Here is a 19,469-nt window from a genome sequence, read left to right as displayed (position 1 = left end):
GAGCCTATCCTGGCCCCATGCGCGGAGTACCCGAGTCCCATACCGGTTGGACGTTCCTCACCAATCACTCCCGTGTCCTGGCTGCGATCGCGGAGAATCCCACCATCCGCATCCGTGACATGGCCGCACGCTGCCGGCTCACCGAGCGCGCCGTCCAGAAGATCGTCGCGGATCTGGAGGCGGCCGGTTATCTCACCCACACCCGTCAGGGGCGCTCCAACGCGTACCGGATCGAGGACGGGACCATCCTTCGGCATCCCGCCGACGAGGGGCTGAGCGTGGCGGAGCTGCTGGCCCTCCTCTCGCGCCACGACGACGCCCACGCCGATGGCGGGCGTGAGCTGCAGTCGACGGCTCCGCACCCGGGAAGCCCCGAAGACGACCAGCGACCGCATGAAGGGAGCTGAGGAAGCGCTCCCTGAACTGCCCTCCCGGAACTGCGCCGCTCGAACTGCGCTGCCTGAACTGTGCTCCGGGGGCGGCCGTGGAGCTCGTCCCCTGCCCTCGGCCGGATGGGTGCGGACGCGTCCTTCGGGCACTTCGCCCTCGGGGCGGCGTCGGGGCGGCGGTCCTGTGGCTGCTGGAGCAGTAGTGGGCGCAGGGCTGGGTACTCGCAGTGGCGACCGCAGCCCGCCGACGAAGGGACAGCGCCGTGAGCGACTACCGCACCAACACCTCCGGGGACGACGGGGAGGGTGCGCAGGAACAGGATTCCCGGCCGAACCCCGTCCCGAGGGACATGCCCGACCAGCAGACGGGCGCCGACGAGGACCCGTGGGAAGTGGACGACCCCTCGACGGCCAAGGGGGCGGACGGGCGTCCCGATCAGGAGGTCCCTGATCCGGAGGTCCCCGACACGGACGAGGCCGGCACCGGCAAACGGGGGGCGCCGCACTCCGGCAGCGAGCGCCCTGAGCAACCCGTCCCCGACGAGTCGCCCGCCTGACCGAACACCGCCGATCTGGTGGTGAGTTCAGGCTCGTCAAGGGCGAACTGGGCTCGTCGATACGGCCGTAACGTCCCCGAACGCACGAAATGGCGGCCACCCCTGAATCGGGATGCCGCCAACCGTACTTACCTGTGCCCCCAACGGGATTCGAACCCGTGCTACCGCCTTGAAAGGGCAGCGTCCTAGGCCGCTAGACGATGGGGGCGAGGACGTGAGAAGCATAGGTGATCCCGGGGAGGTTCGCCAAAACGGTTTACGGGCTCCGAACGGGGGACGGCGAGGGTGAAGTCGGGGGCGAAGACAGGGGCGAAGCCGGGGATGAGGCCGAGGGCGAGGTCGAGGACGAAGGGGAAGGTGAGGGAACCGGTGTGGCGCCCGGCTGGTTCTCCTTCGGCAGATGACGGCTCACCTCGGCCGTGGTCAGCCCGAGGCCACCCAGTTTGATCTCGTCCCAGGCCTGTAGGCGATGCGTGTCGCGGTCCAGGTAGAGGACGGAGGCCTCGATCTGGTCGGGGTTCCGCTTCTCCAGGGCGCGCAGTCCGCTGCCGCCCGTCGAGCCCTCGATGCGCAGCCGGGTGCCCTTCTCCATGACCTCCATCTCCGCGTGGTGGATGTGCCCAGCCAGGACCAGCGGGACCACACCGTCCGTGCGCCGGGCCGCGTCCGGCTCGTGGACCATCGCGATGTCGACCGGGGTGCCCAGGGTCCGCTGGTCACGGATGGCCGAGGCCAGCCGGTCGCCCGCCAGTTCCTGGTCCCGGCCGCCGTCCTGCTCGCCCGCCGAGCGGTCCGGGGTGAACGCCGGGTCGCCGATGCCCGCGAAGCGCAGTCCGCCGACGGTGACCGCGCGGCCGTCGTCCAGGACGTGCACGTTCTTCATGCGTTGCAGATAGCGCTGGGTGAGCTGTGAGTCGTGGTTGCCGCGCACCCAGACGTAGGGCGCTCCCAGGTCCCTGATCGGGTCCAGGAAGCCGTTCTCGGCGGCCGTGCCGTGGTCCATGGTGTCGCCGGTGTCGACGATCACGTTGATGTCGTACTGCTCCACCAGCGACGCGATGATCTTCCAGCTGACCGGGTTGAGATGGATGTCGGAGACGTGCAGGACCCGGATCGTGGCCGGGTCGGGCTGGTAGGTCGGGAGCGTGGACGTGACGTCGTACAGCTTCGTCACATTGGTCACCAGACGCGCCAGCTCCTTCTGGTAGACGTCGAACTCGCTGACGATGCTGCGCGCGTTGCCGACCAGGGAGGGGGCCGAGGACAGCAGTCCGGAGAACTTCGGTTCCAGGACCGACTTGGGGTTCCAGGTCGCGTACGCCGTCGCTCCCGACGCCATCAGGAGGGCGAGGGCGAGGCCGCCGGCCGCGAGGGCCCGGCGCGGGCGGCGGTAGACCGCGAGGCCGAGCGCGGTGGCCCCGGACACGACGGCCACGCAGGAGCGGACGGCCAGGTCGAGGGTGCCGTGGCCGACGTCCTGGGCCACCTCGTCCTGGAGGCCGGAGAGGCGCTCGGGGTGGTCGACGAGGGCCTGGGCGCGGACCGGGTCCAGCTGGTCGACGTTCACGTCGAGGCGGACCGGCGCGGTGTGGCTGTTCAGCTCCAGGGCGCCCAGCGGGGAGACGTTGATCTTCGTGCCGCCGGTGAGCGACGGGCGCAGGGTCATCGTGGTGTTCATCGGTCCGACCGGCGCGCGTACGTCGCCGACGATCAGCAGGCCCAGCCAGGCACCCAGAAGGACCACCGCGACCAGGCCCAGAGTGCGGGCCCAGGGGTGCGGCGGATGGACCAGCTCGGCGGCCGGATGCGCGCGGCGGGCGCGATAGGAGCCGGCGAGGGCGGTCAGGGGGCGGGTGAGGCGACCGGTGGTGCTGCGGGTGGTGCGGGTGCTTTGGGAGTGCGGGGTGTTGGCGGGTACGCGTGCCATTGGTCCCGTATGCCCACAGCGGGACGCGGCTAAGCGGGGTGACACAGAGCATGGCTTTCCGCAGAACGCGGGTCCGTGACCCCGTACGGGCGGTCCTGCCGGACAATGGGCGTGTGCTGGAGATGACGCGCGAGGAGTTCGAGGAACTGGTCGCCGAGTCCCTCGACCGGATTCCGCCGGAGCTGACGAGGCTGATGGACAACGTCGCGGTGTTCGTCGAGGACGAGCCCCCGGCGGACGATCCCGAGCTGCTCGGGCTGTACGAGGGGACGCCGCTGACCGATCGCGGGGAGTGGTACGCGGGGGTGCTGCCCGACCGGATCACGATCTACCGGGGGCCGACCCTGCGGATGTGCGAGACGCGGGACGACGTGGTCGCGGAGACCGAGGTGACCGTCGTGCATGAGATCGCTCACCATTTCGGGATCGACGACGAGCGGCTGCACGCGCTCGGGTACGGCTGACCGGCCATGGAGCCACGGTTGCCGCGGGGCCGGGCGCGCGGAGGCTGTTGAGGGGCGCGTGTCTTCTTGTGGGCGACGGGAGTTGAGCACATTGACTCCTCGACTCCCCACCGGAGGTGGCTGCCCGTGCGCCCCTTGCATGTACCTGTCCGACTGGCCGCCACGGTTGTGGCCGTCGCCGCTGCCGCCGGCTGTATGAGCGTGGGCGACGGCGACGCCGGCCAGGTCAAGCCCTCCCACTCCGCCGGCCAGAAGGGCGCGAAGGCCCCCGACGGGGGGTCCGCGGTGACCGGCGGTGGCGGTTCCGGGTGGGCCGGCGGGTCCGTGAGCGACGCCAAGTCCGGGCGCGGGAAGGGCAAGGGGGGCGCGAAGGGGGCCAGCGGGGCGCCCGTCTCCCCGGGTGCCTCTCCGTCCGCCGGGCAGAGCGCTCCCGCGTCGGAGCCCGCCAAACCGGGCGGCGGCAGCGCGGGGCCCGTCGATCCCGGTGCGCCCACGCCGACGAAGCCGCAGCCCACGCCGACGAAGAGCGCCGAGCCGGAGCCGGAGCCGCCGGCCGAGTCACCCACGCCCCCGCCACCCTCGCCGGAGCCGACGGTCGCGGAGCCGTCCTCTTCGGTGCAGCCGCAGCAGGCCCAGCCGCAGCTGGGGACGCGGGAGCCGGCGCCGGAGGCCGGGGTGCCTGTCTAGACCCGTCCTGATCGAGCGGCCGGAAGGGTGGTGACCTGCGATGACGGGACTCAATTTGCCCAAAGGGGAGGTGGGTGCGTATGGTAGTAGATCGTTTGATCCCATTGCCTGGCGCCGAAGAGATGCGCCGCGTGTGGCGCGTACTCTCCCTTGCCGTGGCTGACCGCATTGAGGCGGTCGAATTGCGAAATCACGGAGTTGACGGGCGCGTGCCGACGAGACTCCGGAAGGTTTCGCATTCGCATGTCCATTTCCAGTACTGATCACATCGTCGTGCCCGAGAACGAGAACGCCGAGGCAGTCAGCCTCGACCTCGACCTCGCGGAGACGGCCGCCGACACCGACGCCGCCGACATCGACGCCGCCGACGCCGCAGACATCGAGTCCGGCGAGCCGGAGATCACCTTCACCGACCTCGGTCTCCCCGAGGGCGTCGTGCGCAAGCTCACGCAGAACGGTGTGACCAGCCCCTTCCCGATCCAGGCCGCGACCATCCCGGACGCCCTGGCCGGCAAGGACATCCTCGGCCGTGGCCGCACCGGCTCCGGCAAGACCCTCTCCTTCGGTCTGCCGCTGCTGACGAAGCTGTCCGGCGGCCACACCGACAAGAAGAAGCCCCGCGGCATCATCCTCACGCCGACCCGTGAGCTCGCGATGCAGGTCGCGGACGCCCTCCAGCCGTACGGCGACGTCCTCGGCCTGAAGATGAAGGTCGTCTGCGGCGGTACGTCGATGAGCAACCAGATGTACGCCCTGGAGCGCGGCGTCGACGTCCTCGTCGCCACCCCGGGCCGGCTGCGCGACATCATCAACCGCGGCGCCTGCTCCCTCGCCAACGTCGAGGTCGCCGTTCTCGACGAGGCCGACCAGATGTCCGACCTGGGCTTCCTGCCCGAGGTCACCGAGCTGCTCGACCAGATCCCGGGCGGCGGCCAGCGCATGCTGTTCTCGGCCACCATGGAGAACGAGATCTCCACGCTGGTCAAGCGCTACCTGACCAACCCGGTCACGCACGAGGTCGACAGCGCCCAGGGCAACGTCACGACGATGTCCCACCACATCCTCATCGTGAAGCCCAAGGACAAGGCGCCGGTCACGGCCGCCATCGCCTCCCGCAAGGGCCGCACGATCATCTTCGTCCGCACCCAGCTGGGCGCCGACCGCATCGCCGAGCAGCTCTGCGAGTCCGGCGTGAAGGCCGACGCGCTGCACGGCGGCATGACCCAGGGCGCGCGTACCCGCGTACTCGAGGACTTCAAGAAGGGCTACGTCAACGCCCTGGTCGCCACCGACGTCGCCGCCCGCGGCATCCACGTCGACGGCATCGACCTGGTCCTGAACGTGGACCCGGCCGGCGACCACAAGGACTACCTGCACCGCTCCGGCCGTACGGCCCGCGCGGGCCGCTCCGGCACGGTCGTGTCGCTGTCCCTGCCGCACCAGCGCCGTCAGATCTTCCGCCTGATGGAGGACGCGGGCGTCGACGCCTCGCGCCACATCATCCAGGGCGGCGCGGCCTTCGAGCCGGAGGTCGCCGAGATCACCGGCGCCCGCTCGATGACCGAGGTCCAGGCCGAGTCCGCGGGCAACTCCGCGCAGCAGGCCGAGCGTGAGGTCTCGCAGCTCACCAAGGAGCTGGAGCGCGCCACGCGCCGTGCCGCCGAACTCCGCGAGGAGGCCGACAGGCTGACCGCGCGTGCCGCGCGCGAGCGGGGCGAGGACCCGGAGGCAGCCGTGGCCGCGGTGGCCGAGGCCGCTGCCGCCGCCGTCGTCGCGGAGGCCGCCGCCGAGGCGACTGCCGCCGCGGAGGCACAGGTGCGCGAGGAGCGTCCGCGTCGTGACGAGCGGGGCAACTACGAGCGCCGCGACCGCCGCGACGACCGTCCGTCGGGTGGCTTCAACCGTGACAACGACCGTGGTGGCCGTTCCTTCGAGCGTCGTGACGACCGTCCGTCGGGTGGTTCCGGTGGCGGCTTCCGCCGTGACGACCGTCGTGACGGCGGTGACCGTGGTGGCTTCCGTCGCGACGACCGTCCGTCGGGTGGCTTCAACCGTGACAACGACCGTGGTGGCCGTTCCTTCGAGCGTCGTGACGACCGTCCGTCGGGTGGTTCCGGCGGCGGCTTCCGCCGTGACGACCGTCGTGACGGCGGTGACCGTGGTGGCTTCCGTCGCGACGACCGTCCGTCGGGTGGCTTCAACCGTGACAACGACCGTGGTGGCCGTTCCTTCGAGCGTCGCGACGACCGCCCCTCGGGTGGTTCCGGCGGCGGCTTCCGCCGCGACAACGACCGTCCCTCGGGCGGCTTCAACCGCGACAACGACCGTGGCGGCTTCCGCCGCGACGACCGTCCGGCCACCGGTCACCGGGGCAGCGACCGCCCCTTCAACCGTGACCGCCAGGGCGACCGTCCCACCGGCGGCGGCTTCCGCGCCGGCGGCCACGAGCGCCCCCAGGGCCGCCGCGACGACCACCGCGGCACCGGCACGGGTTCGGGTTCCGGCACCGGTTCGTCCTTCGGCCGCCGCGACGAGAAGCCGCGCTGGAAGCGCAACGGCTGATCGCCGGTCGATCGCAGGTCGGTCACTGACTGATCGCTGACTGATCACTGAAGGGCCCGTACGACTCCGGTCGTACGGGCCCTTCGGCGTCGCCGCGCCCTGCTCCACGCCGGAAAACCCCAACTCGCCTGTCAGCAGCGGCTGTTACGCTCCGGCGCGGAATCAATGATCCGGTGATGAGCCGGATCCAGGGGGAGGAAATCGTTGAGTCCGTTGAATCCGTTGAATGCGTCGAATCCATGGGATCGTCATGCCTTCGCACGCTGCGGGGTCGCCGCGGCGCTCGCGGCGTCGGCCGTCGTCGCCGTGCCATGGGCGGCCTCAGCCGCGGAGAACCGCCCACCGTCCCAGCCCGCGCTGTCCGAACTGACCACCGAGGACAAGCCGTGCGTCGGCGGTACGGAACGGCCGTACGTCAGGACGCGGCCGACGCTCGGGGCGGTACTCCGCGACCCGGACGGGGGCTCGGTGAGCGCCGAGTTCGAGGTGTCCTGGACGGACGGCTCGGGCGTACGGCAGGTGCGGAGTACCGTCCAGACGACCGCCAAGTACACCGGTTCGCCGTTCAGCTGGACCGTGCCGACCGACGTGCCGGCGTTCACCGGGGTGAGCTGGCGGGTGCGGGCGAGCGACGGCACGCTGTGGGGGCCGTGGAGCTCCGACGGCGGCAGCGGTCCGTGCGAGTTCGTGTACGACACCGAGGCGCCCGCGAAGCCCTCGGTGTCCTCGCCCGAGTACCCGGACGACACCGGGCAGTGGCACGACGGGGTGGGCGTGTACGGCACGTTCACCGTCGACTCCACGTCGGACGACACGGTGTCGTACCGCTACGGCTTCCTCGGCGAGCCGCAGCGCACGGCCGTACCGGACGAGCCCGGCGGGCCGGTGGAGCTGCGCTGGCTGCCGCAGTCGGAGGGCGTGAAGGGGCTGGACGTCCAGGCCGTCGACCGGGCGGGCAACGCGAGCGCGCCCGCCACCTACCGGTTCCGGGTGAGTGGGGGCCGTACGCCCGTCGCCGCCTGGACGCTCGCCGACGCGGCCGGGGCGGACGAGGCCTCGGCGGAGGCGGGCGGCAGGACCGCGACGGCGGGTGACGGGGTCGAGTTCGGCGCGGCAGGTCCCTCTCGGACCTCGGTGACGGGGGCTGTCGCCCTCGACGGGTCGGACTCCGCGTATCTGACGAGCGGCGCACCGGCTGTCGACACCGGCGGGGCGTTCGCCGTGAGCGCCTGGGTGCGGCCGGACGCCGTCGGCACGGACATGAGGGCGGTCAGCCAGACCGGCGGCGGGACGGCCGGGTTCGGGCTCGGGACGGCGGACGGGGCCTGGTCGTTCTCGGTGGGCGGCTCGGTCGTACGGGGTGGTGTGCCCGAGGCCGGTGACTGGGCGCATCTCACCGGGGTGTACGACCCGGTCGCCGGTACGGCCCGGCTGTACGTGAACGGGCGGGCGGCCGGCACGGCCGAGAACGTCACCGGTGCCGATGCGTCCGGGAACCTCCAGATCGGCCGCACACTCGCCGGCGAGAACGCGAGCGCGAGCGCGAGCGGGAGCGGGAACTGGCGCGGTGCGCTGGCCGGCGTACGGGTGTGGGACCGGATCGTCGTCGCCGCCGAGGCCGCCGGGGCGGCGAAGCGGGCCACCGTGAGCGAGGGGTACTGGCCGCTGGACGAGGCGGTCGGCGGCGGCAGCCCGGAGCGGGACGGCGGCCGGCCACTGACGCTCGGCGGGGACGCGGCGATCTACCGCGACGACGCCCCCTGCGACTGGCTCGACCCGGACTGCCTGCCTGCCCAGTCCCCTCTCTTCGGTGCCGGGCACCTGCTGCTGGACGGCGATGGCGACTTCGCCGCGACGGACGGCCGGGGCATCGCCACCGGGGACAGCTTCTCGGTCGCCGCGCACGTGCGGATCGACGCGGCGGCACAGGACCGGCCGATGACGGTCCTGTCTGTCCGGGGCGCGGACAACTCCCTTGCCGAGGTGCGCTATTCGGGGGCCTCGCAGAACTGGGAGGTGGCTCTGACGGACGCCGACGGGGAACCGGTCACCCTCACCGCGGGCGGCGCGTGGGCCTCCCCGGACGATGTCCATCACCTGGCACTCGTGTACGACGACGAGTCCGACGAGATCCTGCTCCACGCCGACGGGCAACTGTCGGCGAGGCAGTCGTACCGGCCCGGCTGGACGACGACGGGTGACCTGCAGATCGGCCGGTCGCAGGGCGCGGACGGCTGGGGCGGCTACCTGGCCGGAGCGGTCGACGAGGTGCACGTCTACGCGGGCGTGCTCGGCGCGACCCAGGTGGCCCAGCTGGCGAGCGGCGCGACGGACGTCTGACCGCGTGGCCAGGACAGATATGTTTTCGGCCAAATTGGTTCGCCTGTGACGCATGTCATACCCCCAGCGAGGGCATTGCTGGGGGCATGACAGATGACGTCAGAGTGAGTGGGCTGTCGGACGAGGAACGACTTGCCCAGCTCGGTTACACGCAGGTCCTCGCCCGCCGTATGTCGGCGTTCTCCAACTACGCGGTGTCCTTCACGATCATCTCGGTCCTGTCGGGCTGCCTGACCCTCTACCTGTTCGGCATGAACACCGGCGGCCCGGCCGTGATCACGTGGGGCTGGGTCGCCGTGGGGCTCATGACCCTCTTCGTCGGGCTGTCGATGGCCGAGATCTGTTCGGCCTACCCGACCTCCGCAGGCCTCTACTTCTGGGCGCACCGGCTCGCTCCCCCGCGTACGGCCGCCGCCTGGGCCTGGTTCACGGGATGGTTCAACGTGCTCGGGCAGGTCGCGGTGACCGCCGGCATCGACTTCGGAGCGGCCTCCTTCCTGGGCGCCTACCTGAACCTCCAGTTCGACTTCGAGGTCACCCCGGGCAGCACGATCCTGCTCTTCGCGGGCATCCTCGTCCTGCACGGACTCCTCAACACCTTCGGCGTACGCATCGTGGGCCTGCTGAACAGCGTCAGCGTGTGGTGGCACGTGGTGGGTGTGGCCGTCATCGTCGGCGCGCTGACGTTCGTACCGGACAAGCACCAGTCGGCGTCCTTCGTGTTCACGGAGTTCGTGAACAACACGGGCTGGGGGAGCAGCGTGTACGTCGTCGCCCTCGGCCTGCTGATGGCGCAGTACACCTTCACCGGGTACGACGCCTCCGCCCACATGACCGAGGAGACCCACGACGCCTCCACGGCGGGCCCGAAGGGCATCGTCCAGTCCATCTGGACCTCGTGGATAGCGGGCTTCGTCCTGCTCCTGGGCTTCACCTTCGCCATCCAGTCGTACGAGGGTGCCCTGGGGTCCCCGACCGGCGTACCGCCCGCCCAGATCCTGCTCGACGCGGTGGGCGCGACCGCCGGCAAGCTGCTCCTGCTCATCGTCATCGGCGCCCAGTTGTTCTGCGGCATGGCATCGGTCACGGCCAACTCCCGCATGATCTACGCCTTCTCCCGCGACGGCGCCCTCCCCTACTCCCACCTCTGGCACACGGTCAGCCCACGCACCCGTACCCCCGTCGCCGCGGTCTGGCTGGCGGCGTTCGGAGCACTGATCCTGGGCCTGCCCTACCTGATCAACGTGACGGCGTACGCGGCCGTGACGTCGATCGCGGTCATCGGCCTCTACATCGCCTACGTCATCCCGACGCTGCTGCGGCTGCGCAAGGGCGAGGCGTTCGAACGGGGGCCGTGGCACCTGGGCCGGTGGTCGCGGGCCATCGGGGTCGTGTCTGTGATCTGGGTCGCCGTGATCACGGTCCTCTTCATGCTGCCCCAGGTCGCACCGGTCACCTGGGAGACCTTCAACTACGCCCCGATCGCCGTCCTGGCGGTGCTGGGGTTCGCGGCGCTGTGGTGGGTCGCTTCGGCGCGGCACTGGTTCCTCAACCCCGAGCACGAGCGGACCCTGGCCCGGGAGGCGGCCCGCAAGGGGGCACCCGAACCGGTCGATCCATAGCGAGGAGGCCCATTTCCTCCAGTGCCCACCGTCCTGTTCGTGGAGTGACCCGGCCGTGTCTCCGATACCCGATCGGAGTCGTGGCCGGGTCCGGCTATGCTCGGGGGAGCAACATCGCGGGGACCCTTAGCTCAATTGGCAGAGCAGTGGACTTTTAATCCATTGGTTGTGGGTTCGAGTCCCACAGGGTCTACGGATGCGGGGGAGGGGAAACCCCTTCTGGCCTGCACAGCAGCGCTCGGGTCGGCTTCGGTCGGGTCGGGCGCTGCGGCGTTTTCGGGTCCGTGCGTGAGCGATGCGTGAGCGGATGTGCCCGTGGCCTGTGGGTCGGCTACGACTGAGCCCCTACCGAACGGCAGTGGCAACAGGCATGTGGGTCGAAGCCGTCGGTCCTGCCCGCGTCAAACCTGCTGAAATTGGATGTTGAGCGCTTGAAGCGACCGGCTGGACCCGATGTCGGACCTGGATGGCACGATTCCCGGCATGGAACTCGTACACCCGCTCGACGGCCTGGACGACCATCCCTGGTCATCCTTCTCTCACGCCTACGGCAGCGCGGAAGATCTCCCCGATCTCCTGAGGGCCCTGGCCGGCACCGACGAGGGTGCGGGGGACGAAGCGTTGTCGGAGTTGTACGGATGCGTGCTGCACCAGGGGACCGTCTACGCCGCCAGCGCGGAGGCGGTTCCGTTCCTGGCCAGGATCGCCGCGGTCGGCCACCGGACGGCAGATGTGCTGATGCTGCTCGGGGGAATGGCCGAGAGCGATGACGAGCACGGCGTGGTACCGGGCACGGTCCGGGCGGCCGTGGTTGCGCAACTCCCGCTGATCCTGCCTCTGTTGGCTGCCACCGAGCGGGAGACCCGCCGGACCGCAGCCTGGGCGGCGTCCCACACCCGCGCGACCGCACGCGTGCTTCCCGCCCTCCGTACGCGTTGGAACGAGGAGCCGGAGCCCTCGGTGCGCGCGGAGGTGTTGGCAGGGATTTCCCGGCTCGACCCGTCGGCCGGCGCGGCGGGAGCCGCCACTGTCCTGGACCCGTCCCAGCCTGCCGAGCTACGCATGGCTGCCGTCTTCGCCTGCCTCGACGCGGATGGGTCCTGGACCGAGTCCCACCACACGACCATGCTGTCCCTTCTGCCCGCCGACGCACTTGGGTCCGACCTCGCTTTCGAACGCAACGAACCTCTGGCAGCCGTAGTGGAGAAGCTGTTGAGCCGAGGCCGGGACGCTGACAGGGAGGCGGCGTTCGCGCTCCTCGACGCCACCCTGCGCGATGGCCGGGCCGATGTGCGGGCCGAGGCTCTGTGGGCGGCCGACCGTGCCTGCATGCTCTCTCGCAGCGCACCGCAGCGGCTGCTGGCAGGTCTGCGCGCGGCGGCTGTCGACGAGAACGCCGTGGTCGCCGTGTCATCCCTCCTGGGCCGTCTGGGCACCGCCGCCGCATCGGCCGCAGAGGTACTGGTTCCGCTCGCCGGCCGGAACCCGGAGCAGGACGACGACCATGCGGACCGGGCGCTGGCCGCGCTCGTGCTGGTCGCGCCCGCTCAGGCCGCACCGCTGCTGTCCGCCGGGCTCGGGCGACGCCCGCGGGCGCTCGATGCGGCTGCCGGGTTCCGGAGGCCGACGGACAGCGTTTTCCCGTACGACGGTGAGCTCCTCGACGCGCTCAGGCACCGCCTCTCCCAGCCCGAGGCCCTGAGCGGCAACGAACCAGGGCAGCTGACGAGCCTTCTGGCAGGTTGGGGCGCCCGGGCCGGGGCGGCGCTGGCCGAACTGCACATGGTGCTCCCGCACTTCCCGGTCCAGGCAGCCCGGGCCATCGTCGCCATCGCCTCCGACGGAACTCCCGGCGAACGTACCCAGGTGGTCACGTCGTTGCGGACCGAGGCGGAAAACGGATCACTCCCCGCGGCGAAGGCCCTGTACGAACTCGTCGGCGAGCACACGCTCCTGGCGGACTGCCTCGATCGGGAGTTTCGCCACGGTGGCCGTCGGCTCACGGAAGCCGCGGCGACGGCCGGCACGCTCGGCCCCCGGGCGGCAGCCCTGGCGTCCGCCCTGCACGAGGCGCTCGGCGGCCCGGACGGCGACACCACCACGCCCGCGCTGGACGCGGACGTGGCCCTCGCCGAAGCGCTGTGGCGCATCACGGGGGACGCCGCCACAGCGGTCGCTGCCCTGGACTCGGTCTTCGCCCGCGCCGCACACAACTCCTGGTCCCAGTGGTCCCTCATACGGGCCGCCCGAACGACGGCACTCCTCGGGGCGGCGGGGCGGCCGCTCACCTCTCGCCTGGAAGCCCTTCTCGACCACCCGACCCAGACACCGGCCGCGGTGCTGGCCCTCACCAGCGTGGCGGAACCCGACTCACTCGACCGCACCACACTCGCCGCGGCCGTCCTGCGTTCAGCCGAACAGGAAGCCGATCCTTCGGGGGCCTGCGACGCCCTGGAAGCCCTCGGTGTCCGAGCTCTGACCGCCGACCACCTGTATCGGCTGACCACCCTCGCCGACGGCGACGCCCGGGTCATCCGCTCGGGAGTAGTAGACCGCATCATCCGCGAGGACGAAGCCTTCCGAAGCCGCGCCCGGGCGCTCCTCACCACATTCACGACTCCCGCCGTCCCCTGACGTCCAGGCGCCACAGATCGCTGCAACGTCGCCCGAGTATGGTCCGCACTTCCCGAACCGAGACCGTGCGCCGTAGCGGGCCGAATGGGTCAACTACTGGACTCTTGCCGTGCTTCCGCAACAACTGCGACCAACGCCCCTTCACCCCGCGGTGGTCGAGCCGGTTGAATCAGTAGTTGCCGGACGAGACCTGGGGATCAGCTTTGCCGCCTTCTCCGCGATCTCGCGGTCCAGCTCCGGCAGCAGGCTCGTGTACGTGTCCGAGGTCAGCGTGATGGTGGAGTGCCGCAGCGTCTCTTTCACCGTGTGGATGTCGCCGCCACCTCCGTGCGTGAGCGTCGCGGTGACGTGGCGTAGGTCCCGCAGGGTGATGGGCGGTAGGTCGGTCGTGGCGAGGATGCGGCGGAAGGTCTCGGAGACGGTTCCCGGGTGCAGCCAGGAGCCGTCCTCCTTGGTGAAGACCTTGCCCGTGTCCTGCCAGGCGTCGCCCCACTGCACGCGCTCCTTCTCCTGGCGGGCCTTGTGGTCGCGCAGTTCGGAGATGGTCGTGCTGTCGAGCGCGATCGTGTTCGCGCTGCCGTCCGTCTTCGGCTCCGACTCGTAGATGTCCCAGCCGTCCACCACGATCTCCTTGGCGGGAGTGATGAGGCCGACGTCGAGGTCGATCTCGTGCCAGTCCTGGCCGACCGCCTCGCCGCGCCGGAGGCCACGGGTGCCCATGAGGTGGAGTATCGCGTAAAGCCGGTCGCCCTCGGCTGCGTCGAGGAAGGCGCCGAACTGCTGGGGCGTCCACACCATGACCGGGCCGGGGATCTGACCGGTCTCTCGCCACCGCCGGACGCGTTCATCGGTCCACAGGAGGGGCTTCGGGCGCCTGCCGGACTCCAACTCGACGTGGGACGCCGGGTTGAAGGTGATCAACTGCTGGGCGATCGCGGAGTTCAGGGCCGCGCGCAGGGTGCGGCGGATCGCCTGACGGGTGGCCGGGCCGGTGATCTTCCGGAACGGCTTCATCTCTGCCAGTTTGGCTCGTTCGGGCGCGAGCCGCTTCCGCTCCGCTCCCACAGGGCGACCGGGCGTGCTCGGCTTGCAACGGGCGATCTGCTCGCGGCGGGCCTCGTTCTCGGCTGAGATCACCTCGTTGTCGTCGGCTATCGCGTCGAACATCTCCACCAGGTGGCCGACGTTGAGCCGGTCGAGGCGTACGTGGCCGATGCGCGGCTTCAAGTGGACGCGGATGTGGGAGGCGTAGGCGTTGAGCGTGGTCTTGCGGCGCTTCTTCGCGGCGAACCACTGGTCCAGCCACTCGCCGACGGTGAGGTTGCCACGGAGGGCCAGGCCCGCCCTCAGACGGCGTCGGGTCTCCTCGATGGCTGGGAGCGGGGCCTTCTCGACCGCGACCTTCTCCAGCATGTCGACGAGGCGCCGGAGGCTGTCGGGGTCGTCCTTCTCTGCCAGCGCCAGCAGGGAACGGATGTGGTCGAGGTCCGTCTGCGCGGCCTTGAGGGACTCGTAGCCGGCGCGGCTGAAGGAGCGGCGGGCGCCGTCTTCGGTCGGCGGGAGTTCCTGGCGTATCGAGTACGAGCCGTGCTTGCGGCTGGAGAGTTTGGGGCAGTTCTTGCCGAGCGGCTTGCCGGTCTCGGGGTCACGGCAGTAGCAGCGGCGGTGGGTGGAGCCCTTCAAAGACGTTCCTCCGGGGTGGTGTTGGGGCTGGGTTCGGGTGGGTCGACGTCGCCCAGGGCGGGTGGCAGGTGGGGTGGGGTGGCGCCTTCGTCGCGGATGTCGCGGCGGAGGTGGCGGAGGTTGTACTTGGCGGAGACGGCCTCGTCGGCGTACTTGGTCCGCCTGCGCTCGGCTTCTTCCTGCTGGGCGCGGTTGGTCGCCGTCTTGACTGCGAACCGCGCCCGTTCTTCCTCTTCGAGGGCGGCCAGTGCGGTGCGTACGAGGCTGGCGTGCGCTTCGAAGTCGGGGACCAGCCCCGCGTCGTACAGGGGCATGTCCTCGTCGCCGGTGAAGCGCCGCAGGGCGTCCCAGGTGGGCACGAGGCTCTGGAAGGGGAGTTCCTGGGTCCGGTCGACGTAGCCGACCGGGAAGATCAGGCAGACCGGGTACGTCTCCAGGGCGGCGGCCAGGACCATGACGTCCACCAGAGGAAGGCTGGCCCGGCGGCCGGACTCCATGTTGGCGATGACGTTGCGAGGGATGGGACGCCCGAGCTGCTCGCACTGGTCCGCCAAGTCCTGTGCGCTCCACCCCATCTCCTTTCTTCTCCGCCGGACTTCGCCGGCGACGTTGGCCTGGACTCGGTCCGCCCACTCCGGGATGTCGTCCTCATCAGCATCCACACTGCGTTGTGTCATGGAGGCACATTAGCTTGGCCATCCTGGTAGGTAGACGCCTGGAGCCGGACGTGACGGTCACGTTCGCCGAGGGCTGTACCGAAAGGGGCGCGCTGTATGCGCGAAGACGCGACGGCCGGGCGGATGACGGGCGCGAAAGGGATGAGTCGGGAAGAGCTGCTTGCCCTCCCTGTGTCGGTTGACCTGGAAACAGGCAACCGTGCTCTGGGGCTCGGGCGGAGCAAGGGGTACGAGCTGGCTAAGCGGGGCGAGTACCCGTGCAAGGTGCTGAAGCTCGGCAACGCCTACCGGGTCGTGACCGCGGATCTGCACGATCTGCTGGGCCTGGCGGCGTGATGGGGCGGCAGAGTAGCAAACCCTTCTGCGCTGAGCTGACACAGAAGCGCTGGACTGTTGCCGGGTGTGGACGTACCGTCCGTGTTCCCTCGCGATGGCCTGGTGCCCGCGAAAAGGGGGCGGGTCTCCGGCGATGCAACGCCGGAGACCCCAGCAACCCCGACCGGCCCTGGAAGAACCAACCCGGCGGCAAGGGTGCACAAGCCCGCCACCGCCAGACGAGGAGCTGCCCCGTGGAACATGCGGGAGCCGAGCCCTATTCCGACTCCGACAAGCCCTCGTGGCCGCCCGTCTCCGTCCCCGGCCGACTCGGCCACCACGCCAGTGAAGACCCGACGTCCGCCAACGACGTTGCGCCTGACGCCACTTCGGTGGATCAGCACACCGAGGAGGCGGCGCCGGATCCGGAGCCGACCTCTGGCTCGGCGTTGCTGGACGAACTGCGTGCGCGGATAGCCAAGTTCGTGATCCTGCCCTCGCCGGAGGCGCTGGACGCGGTCACGCTGTGGGCGGCGGCGACACATCTGCAGCCCGCATGGCAGCACGCGCCCCGTCTGGCGGTGGTGGGGCCGGCGAAACGGTGCGGCAAGTCACGGCTGCTGGACGTGCTGACCGAGACGGTCCACGAGCCGATGCTCACCATCAACACCACCCCGGCTGCGGTCTTCCGGTCGATCACCGAGGAGCCGCCCACGCTCCTGGTGGATGAGGCGGACACCATCTTCGGCACGCCGAAGCAGGCGGAGAAGAACGAGGAGATGCGCGGCCTGCTCAACGCCGGCCACCAGCGCAATCGGTACGTCACCCGGGTCGTCGGCAACGACCACACCCCGCACCGGTTCGCCACCTTCGCCATGGCCGCGCTCGCGGGCATCGGTGACCTGCCCGACACGATCATGGACCGGTCGATCGTGGTCCGCATGCGCCGTCGCGCCCAGGGGGAGCACGTCAAGCCCTTCCGCTCCCGCCGCGACATCCCCGGTCTCCATGAGCTGCGGGACCGCATCGCCGCATGGGCCCGGCCGTTGCTGGACGAGGCGGCGGAGGTGGAACCGGTCCTGCCGGTGGAGGACCGGGCCGCCGACACCTGGGAACCCTTGGTCATCATCGCTGACCTCGCTGCCGGGTCCTGGCCGCGCCGGGCCCGTACGGCGTGTGCGCGGATGGTGGCCGCGGAGGTTGAGGCGGAGGAGGAGCGGCCCGGCGGAGCCCGGATTCTCGCCGACGTCCGCAGGGTCTTCGCCGCCCAGCGCGAGGTGGACAGCCTCTCCACGGACGAGCTGCTGTACCACCTGCGCCAGGATGTCGAGGCGCCGTGGGCGGAGTGGGGGCGCAACGGGCTGGATGCCCGCGAACTGGCGAGGATGCTGAGCCCGTACGTCATCAAGCCCGGCAACGTCCGTCTCGTCGACGGGACCCAGCGCAAGGGCTACATGCGCAACAAGTTCCTCGACGCGTGGCGGCGCTACTGCCCCGCCGTCCACCCGGTGGACGCCGAGCCCGGCTCCCCCGCCTCGGGCTGAGCCCCGCACCCCCCGGGTGGCCGTCCCTGCCGTCCCTGCCGTGATCTCGCAGGTCAAACGGCATGCAGACAAGACGGCAACCGGGGCCAAGACGGCAACGCGATCATGATGAGCGCGCTGTCTGGCCGGGACCACGTCCCGATCCGTCTTGTGCCGTCCCGTGCGTCCCCGCCGTATCGCCGCAGGCCAAGGCGTCAGCCGCCGGGACGGCACCACACCACTACGCCGTCCCGGCCGAACAGGTCGGAGAACGCCTCCGGCATCGGCCGGGACGGCAGACCGAACCCCATGCCGTACCTGCCCTGACCTGCGCCTGCAACGGCCAAGACGGCAAGGACGGACCACACCGCCAACGCCCAGGAGAACCCCGCTTGACCAAGCTCTCCACCTCCAGCCGCCAGGACAACCGCCTCGACGAGGGACGGCCGATGCTGACCAAGCAGGCTGCCGAGCAATTCACGCTCATCGCAGCGGGCGTGGTCATCGTGGTCCTCACGGCCGGCGGGTTCTGGCTCTCGTACGCGCATCTCGCCGAGGTCGCCGGACAACACGGCCTCAAGAGCTCCCCGGCCCGCCAGTGGGCCTGGCCGGCGACCCTGGACGCGTTCATCGTCGCGGGCGAACTGCTCATGCTCCGCGCGGGCCTGCGCCGGGTGACCGACAAGGGGGCGATCGCTCTCACGGCCACCGGATCGGTCGGCTCCATCGCGCTCAACGTGGCCGGTGTCAGCGGCACGGGTGGCACCGGCGCCGTGCCCCTGCTCGACTACGTGGTCGCCGCGGTTCCCCCGACCGCTGCGCTGCTGGCCTTCGGCGTCCTGATGCGGCAGATCCACCAGCTCGTCGATCAACCCGCAGGCCATGCGGACACCCCTTCCGTACAGCCCACCGACATGGTGGCGACCACGTTCGCCGGGCCGCCGGAACCACCGCTCCGGGTTTCGGAGAGCAAGCCGCGCGGTGGCCGTCCTGCAAGCGCCACGGTTGAGGAACTTGTGGAGATCGGCCGGATCGCTATCGCTGAGCACGGCACGCTCAGCCGGTCCCTTCTCCGGAAGGCCGTCAAAGACAGGGAATTGACGATCGGCAGTGAGAGGCAGACCGAGGTGATGGAGATCCTCCGGCCCGAAATCGAAGCTGCTGGAACAGGTCCGGACAGCAACTGACCGGAATCCCGACGGGGTCGCCGGAACCGTTTCCGGTCACCCCGGCCAGTCGGCCACCGCCCCACCCGTCTTCCGTTTATCCACACCTGTGGATGGGGTGCCGATCACCAACACCCTGCCGACCCCTCCCCGGCGCCCCACCTGCCCTTGCGACCACTTCCGGAGAACAACTCGTGGCATACCACCCGAACCACCCCGACCGCACTCCCGAGGATCCCCTGCCTCAGGTGAAGTCCCCTACGCTGCTGGGGCGTTTGCGGCAGGCGTTCGGATGGGCTGCCCCTGGCGGAGCCAGTAGTACCCCGAGTCCGACTCATGGCCGGTCTTCGGGGGTCTCCGCCCCGGGGGTGGCGGAGACGGTCCGGCGCCAGGGGGCGCCGGACCAGGGGGTCGGGGCCGAGGGCGGCTCCGACCTGGACACGCTTCACTCCGTCCAGCAAGCCGTCCTGCGCCCCGCCGACACCGCAGCTGCTGCGGCCGGCGAGCCTGCCGTGCAGAGCGTGCAGCCCACGATCCGTCGCTTCACCGGCACCAAGCGGGTCGTGCGCGTCGGCCCGCTGCGTTTCACCGGCGATGAGCACACCCAGCTCCAGGAGGCATCCGCCGAGCACGGGTACAAGGGCGACTCCGGCTTCGCCGCCGACATCGTCCTCGCCTTCGTCACCGGCCGGTTCACCGCCAACCTGCCCCTGTCCGAGGACCGCCGCCGCACCCACATGTTCCGCGCCCAGGTCCTGCGCCAGCTCAACCGGATCGGCGTCAACGTCAACCAGATCGCCCGCGCCCTCAACAGCGACCACACCCCACCCGACATACGTCAGCGTCTGGACGAACTCCACGACCTGCTGGAGCTGATCGCCGAGGCCCTGCGCGAGCCCGCCGACCCGAGCGAGGTCTGAACA

15 protein-coding genes and 2 tRNA genes are annotated in these 19,469 nt (G+C 70.5%); 13 read left to right on the top strand and 4 right to left on the bottom strand.

Annotation, left to right across the window (positions count from 1 at the left end; translation table 11 throughout):
- Window positions 1–17 precede the first annotated feature (17 nt).
- On the top strand, window positions 18–407 hold the full coding sequence (locus tag OG595_RS19580) for a helix-turn-helix transcriptional regulator (protein WP_329273719.1): 390 nt from the start codon (window positions 18–20) through the stop codon (window positions 405–407).
- Window positions 408–652: 245 nt separating this feature from the next.
- Window positions 653–946 (top strand): hypothetical protein, encoded by a 294-nt coding sequence (locus OG595_RS19575; protein ID WP_329273718.1) that lies wholly within the window; start codon window positions 653–655, stop codon window positions 944–946.
- A 135-nt stretch (window positions 947–1,081) separates the two neighbouring features.
- Here the strand turns inward: OG595_RS19575 and OG595_RS19570 are convergent.
- Window positions 1,082–1,154 (bottom strand) — tRNA-Glu (locus OG595_RS19570).
- Window positions 1,155–1,202: 48 nt separating this feature from the next.
- Window positions 1,203–2,873 (bottom strand): metallophosphoesterase family protein, encoded by a 1,671-nt coding sequence (locus OG595_RS19565; RefSeq protein ID WP_329273717.1) that lies wholly within the window; start codon window positions 2,871–2,873, stop codon window positions 1,203–1,205.
- A 113-nt stretch (window positions 2,874–2,986) separates the two neighbouring features.
- Between OG595_RS19565 and OG595_RS19560 the strand changes: the two genes are divergently transcribed.
- The 7 genes from OG595_RS19560 (at window position 2,987) to OG595_RS19530 (ending at window position 13,182) form a co-directional block, all read left to right on the top strand.
- On the top strand, window positions 2,987–3,337 hold the full coding sequence (locus tag OG595_RS19560) for a metallopeptidase family protein (protein ID WP_329283034.1): 351 nt from the start codon (window positions 2,987–2,989) through the stop codon (window positions 3,335–3,337).
- A gap of 126 nt (window positions 3,338–3,463) precedes the next feature.
- Window positions 3,464–4,024 (top strand): hypothetical protein, encoded by a 561-nt coding sequence (locus tag OG595_RS19555; protein WP_329273715.1) that lies wholly within the window; start codon window positions 3,464–3,466, stop codon window positions 4,022–4,024.
- Window positions 4,025–4,267: 243 nt separating this feature from the next.
- Window positions 4,268–6,586: a DEAD/DEAH box helicase gene (locus OG595_RS19550; RefSeq protein ID WP_329273714.1), complete on the top strand. Its 2,319-nt coding sequence runs from the start codon at window positions 4,268–4,270 to the stop codon at window positions 6,584–6,586.
- Between the two features lie 213 nt (window positions 6,587–6,799).
- Window positions 6,800–8,926 carry a LamG domain-containing protein gene (locus tag OG595_RS19545; protein WP_329273712.1) on the top strand — a complete coding sequence of 709 codons (2,127 nt, stop codon included), beginning with the start codon at window positions 6,800–6,802 and terminating at the stop codon, window positions 8,924–8,926.
- A gap of 86 nt (window positions 8,927–9,012) precedes the next feature.
- Window positions 9,013–10,548 carry an amino acid permease gene (locus OG595_RS19540; protein ID WP_329273710.1) on the top strand — a complete coding sequence of 512 codons (1,536 nt, stop codon included), beginning with the start codon at window positions 9,013–9,015 and terminating at the stop codon, window positions 10,546–10,548.
- 120 nt (window positions 10,549–10,668) lie between these two features.
- A tRNA-Lys gene (locus OG595_RS19535) sits at window positions 10,669–10,741 on the top strand.
- Between the two features lie 290 nt (window positions 10,742–11,031).
- On the top strand, window positions 11,032–13,182 hold the full coding sequence (locus tag OG595_RS19530; RefSeq protein WP_329273709.1) for a hypothetical protein: 2,151 nt from the start codon (window positions 11,032–11,034) through the stop codon (window positions 13,180–13,182).
- Between the two features lie 141 nt (window positions 13,183–13,323).
- On the opposite strand, the gene OG595_RS19525 is transcribed toward OG595_RS19530, so the two are convergent.
- Window positions 13,324–14,865, bottom strand: coding sequence for a site-specific integrase (locus tag OG595_RS19525; RefSeq protein WP_329273707.1), 1,542 nt, complete (start codon window positions 14,863–14,865; stop codon window positions 13,324–13,326).
- Complete coding sequence (locus OG595_RS19520) at window positions 14,862–15,542, bottom strand: helix-turn-helix transcriptional regulator (protein ID WP_329273705.1); 681 nt, start codon at window positions 15,540–15,542, stop codon at window positions 14,862–14,864. Before OG595_RS19520 ends, OG595_RS19525 begins: the two co-directional genes overlap by 4 nt.
- Before the next feature lie 96 nt (window positions 15,543–15,638).
- Here OG595_RS19520 and OG595_RS19515 point away from each other — a divergent pair, with 96 nt between their 5' ends.
- The 4 genes from OG595_RS19515 (at window position 15,639) to OG595_RS19500 (ending at window position 19,466) form a co-directional block, all read left to right on the top strand.
- Window positions 15,639–15,878, top strand: a complete 240-nt coding sequence (locus OG595_RS19515; RefSeq protein ID WP_329273703.1) for a hypothetical protein — start codon at window positions 15,639–15,641, stop codon at window positions 15,876–15,878.
- 371 nt (window positions 15,879–16,249) lie between these two features.
- On the top strand, window positions 16,250–17,401 hold the full coding sequence (locus OG595_RS19510) for a DUF3631 domain-containing protein (protein ID WP_443073351.1): 1,152 nt from the start codon (window positions 16,250–16,252) through the stop codon (window positions 17,399–17,401).
- 371 nt (window positions 17,402–17,772) lie between these two features.
- Window positions 17,773–18,567, top strand: coding sequence for a DUF2637 domain-containing protein (locus OG595_RS19505; protein ID WP_329273701.1), 795 nt, complete (start codon window positions 17,773–17,775; stop codon window positions 18,565–18,567).
- A gap of 347 nt (window positions 18,568–18,914) precedes the next feature.
- Entirely contained in the window at window positions 18,915–19,466 is a 552-nt protein-coding gene (locus tag OG595_RS19500; protein ID WP_319289551.1) for a MobC family plasmid mobilization relaxosome protein, read from the top strand.
- Window positions 19,467–19,469 lie beyond the last annotated feature (3 nt).

This window comes from Streptomyces sp. NBC_01451 (genome assembly GCF_036227485.1).
Classification (GTDB): Bacteria; Actinomycetota; Actinomycetes; order Streptomycetales; family Streptomycetaceae; genus Streptomyces.
This window is presented reverse-complemented; position numbering and strand designations above follow the sequence as displayed.

Coding starts and splice junctions, on each gene's coding strand:
- OG595_RS19520 (WP_329273705.1), bottom strand. CDS start 15,542: ATGACACAACGCAGTGTGGATGCTGATGAGGACGACATCCCGGAGTGG.
- OG595_RS19530 (WP_329273709.1), top strand. CDS start 11,032: ATGGAACTCGTACACCCGCTCGACGGCCTGGACGACCATCCCTGGTCA.
- OG595_RS19515 (WP_329273703.1), top strand. CDS start 15,639: ATGCGCGAAGACGCGACGGCCGGGCGGATGACGGGCGCGAAAGGGATG.
- OG595_RS19580 (WP_329273719.1), top strand. CDS start 18: ATGCGCGGAGTACCCGAGTCCCATACCGGTTGGACGTTCCTCACCAAT.
- OG595_RS19540 (WP_329273710.1), top strand. CDS start 9,013: ATGACAGATGACGTCAGAGTGAGTGGGCTGTCGGACGAGGAACGACTT.
- OG595_RS19550 (WP_329273714.1), top strand. CDS start 4,268: ATGTCCATTTCCAGTACTGATCACATCGTCGTGCCCGAGAACGAGAAC.
- OG595_RS19565 (WP_329273717.1), bottom strand. CDS start 2,873: ATGGCACGCGTACCCGCCAACACCCCGCACTCCCAAAGCACCCGCACC.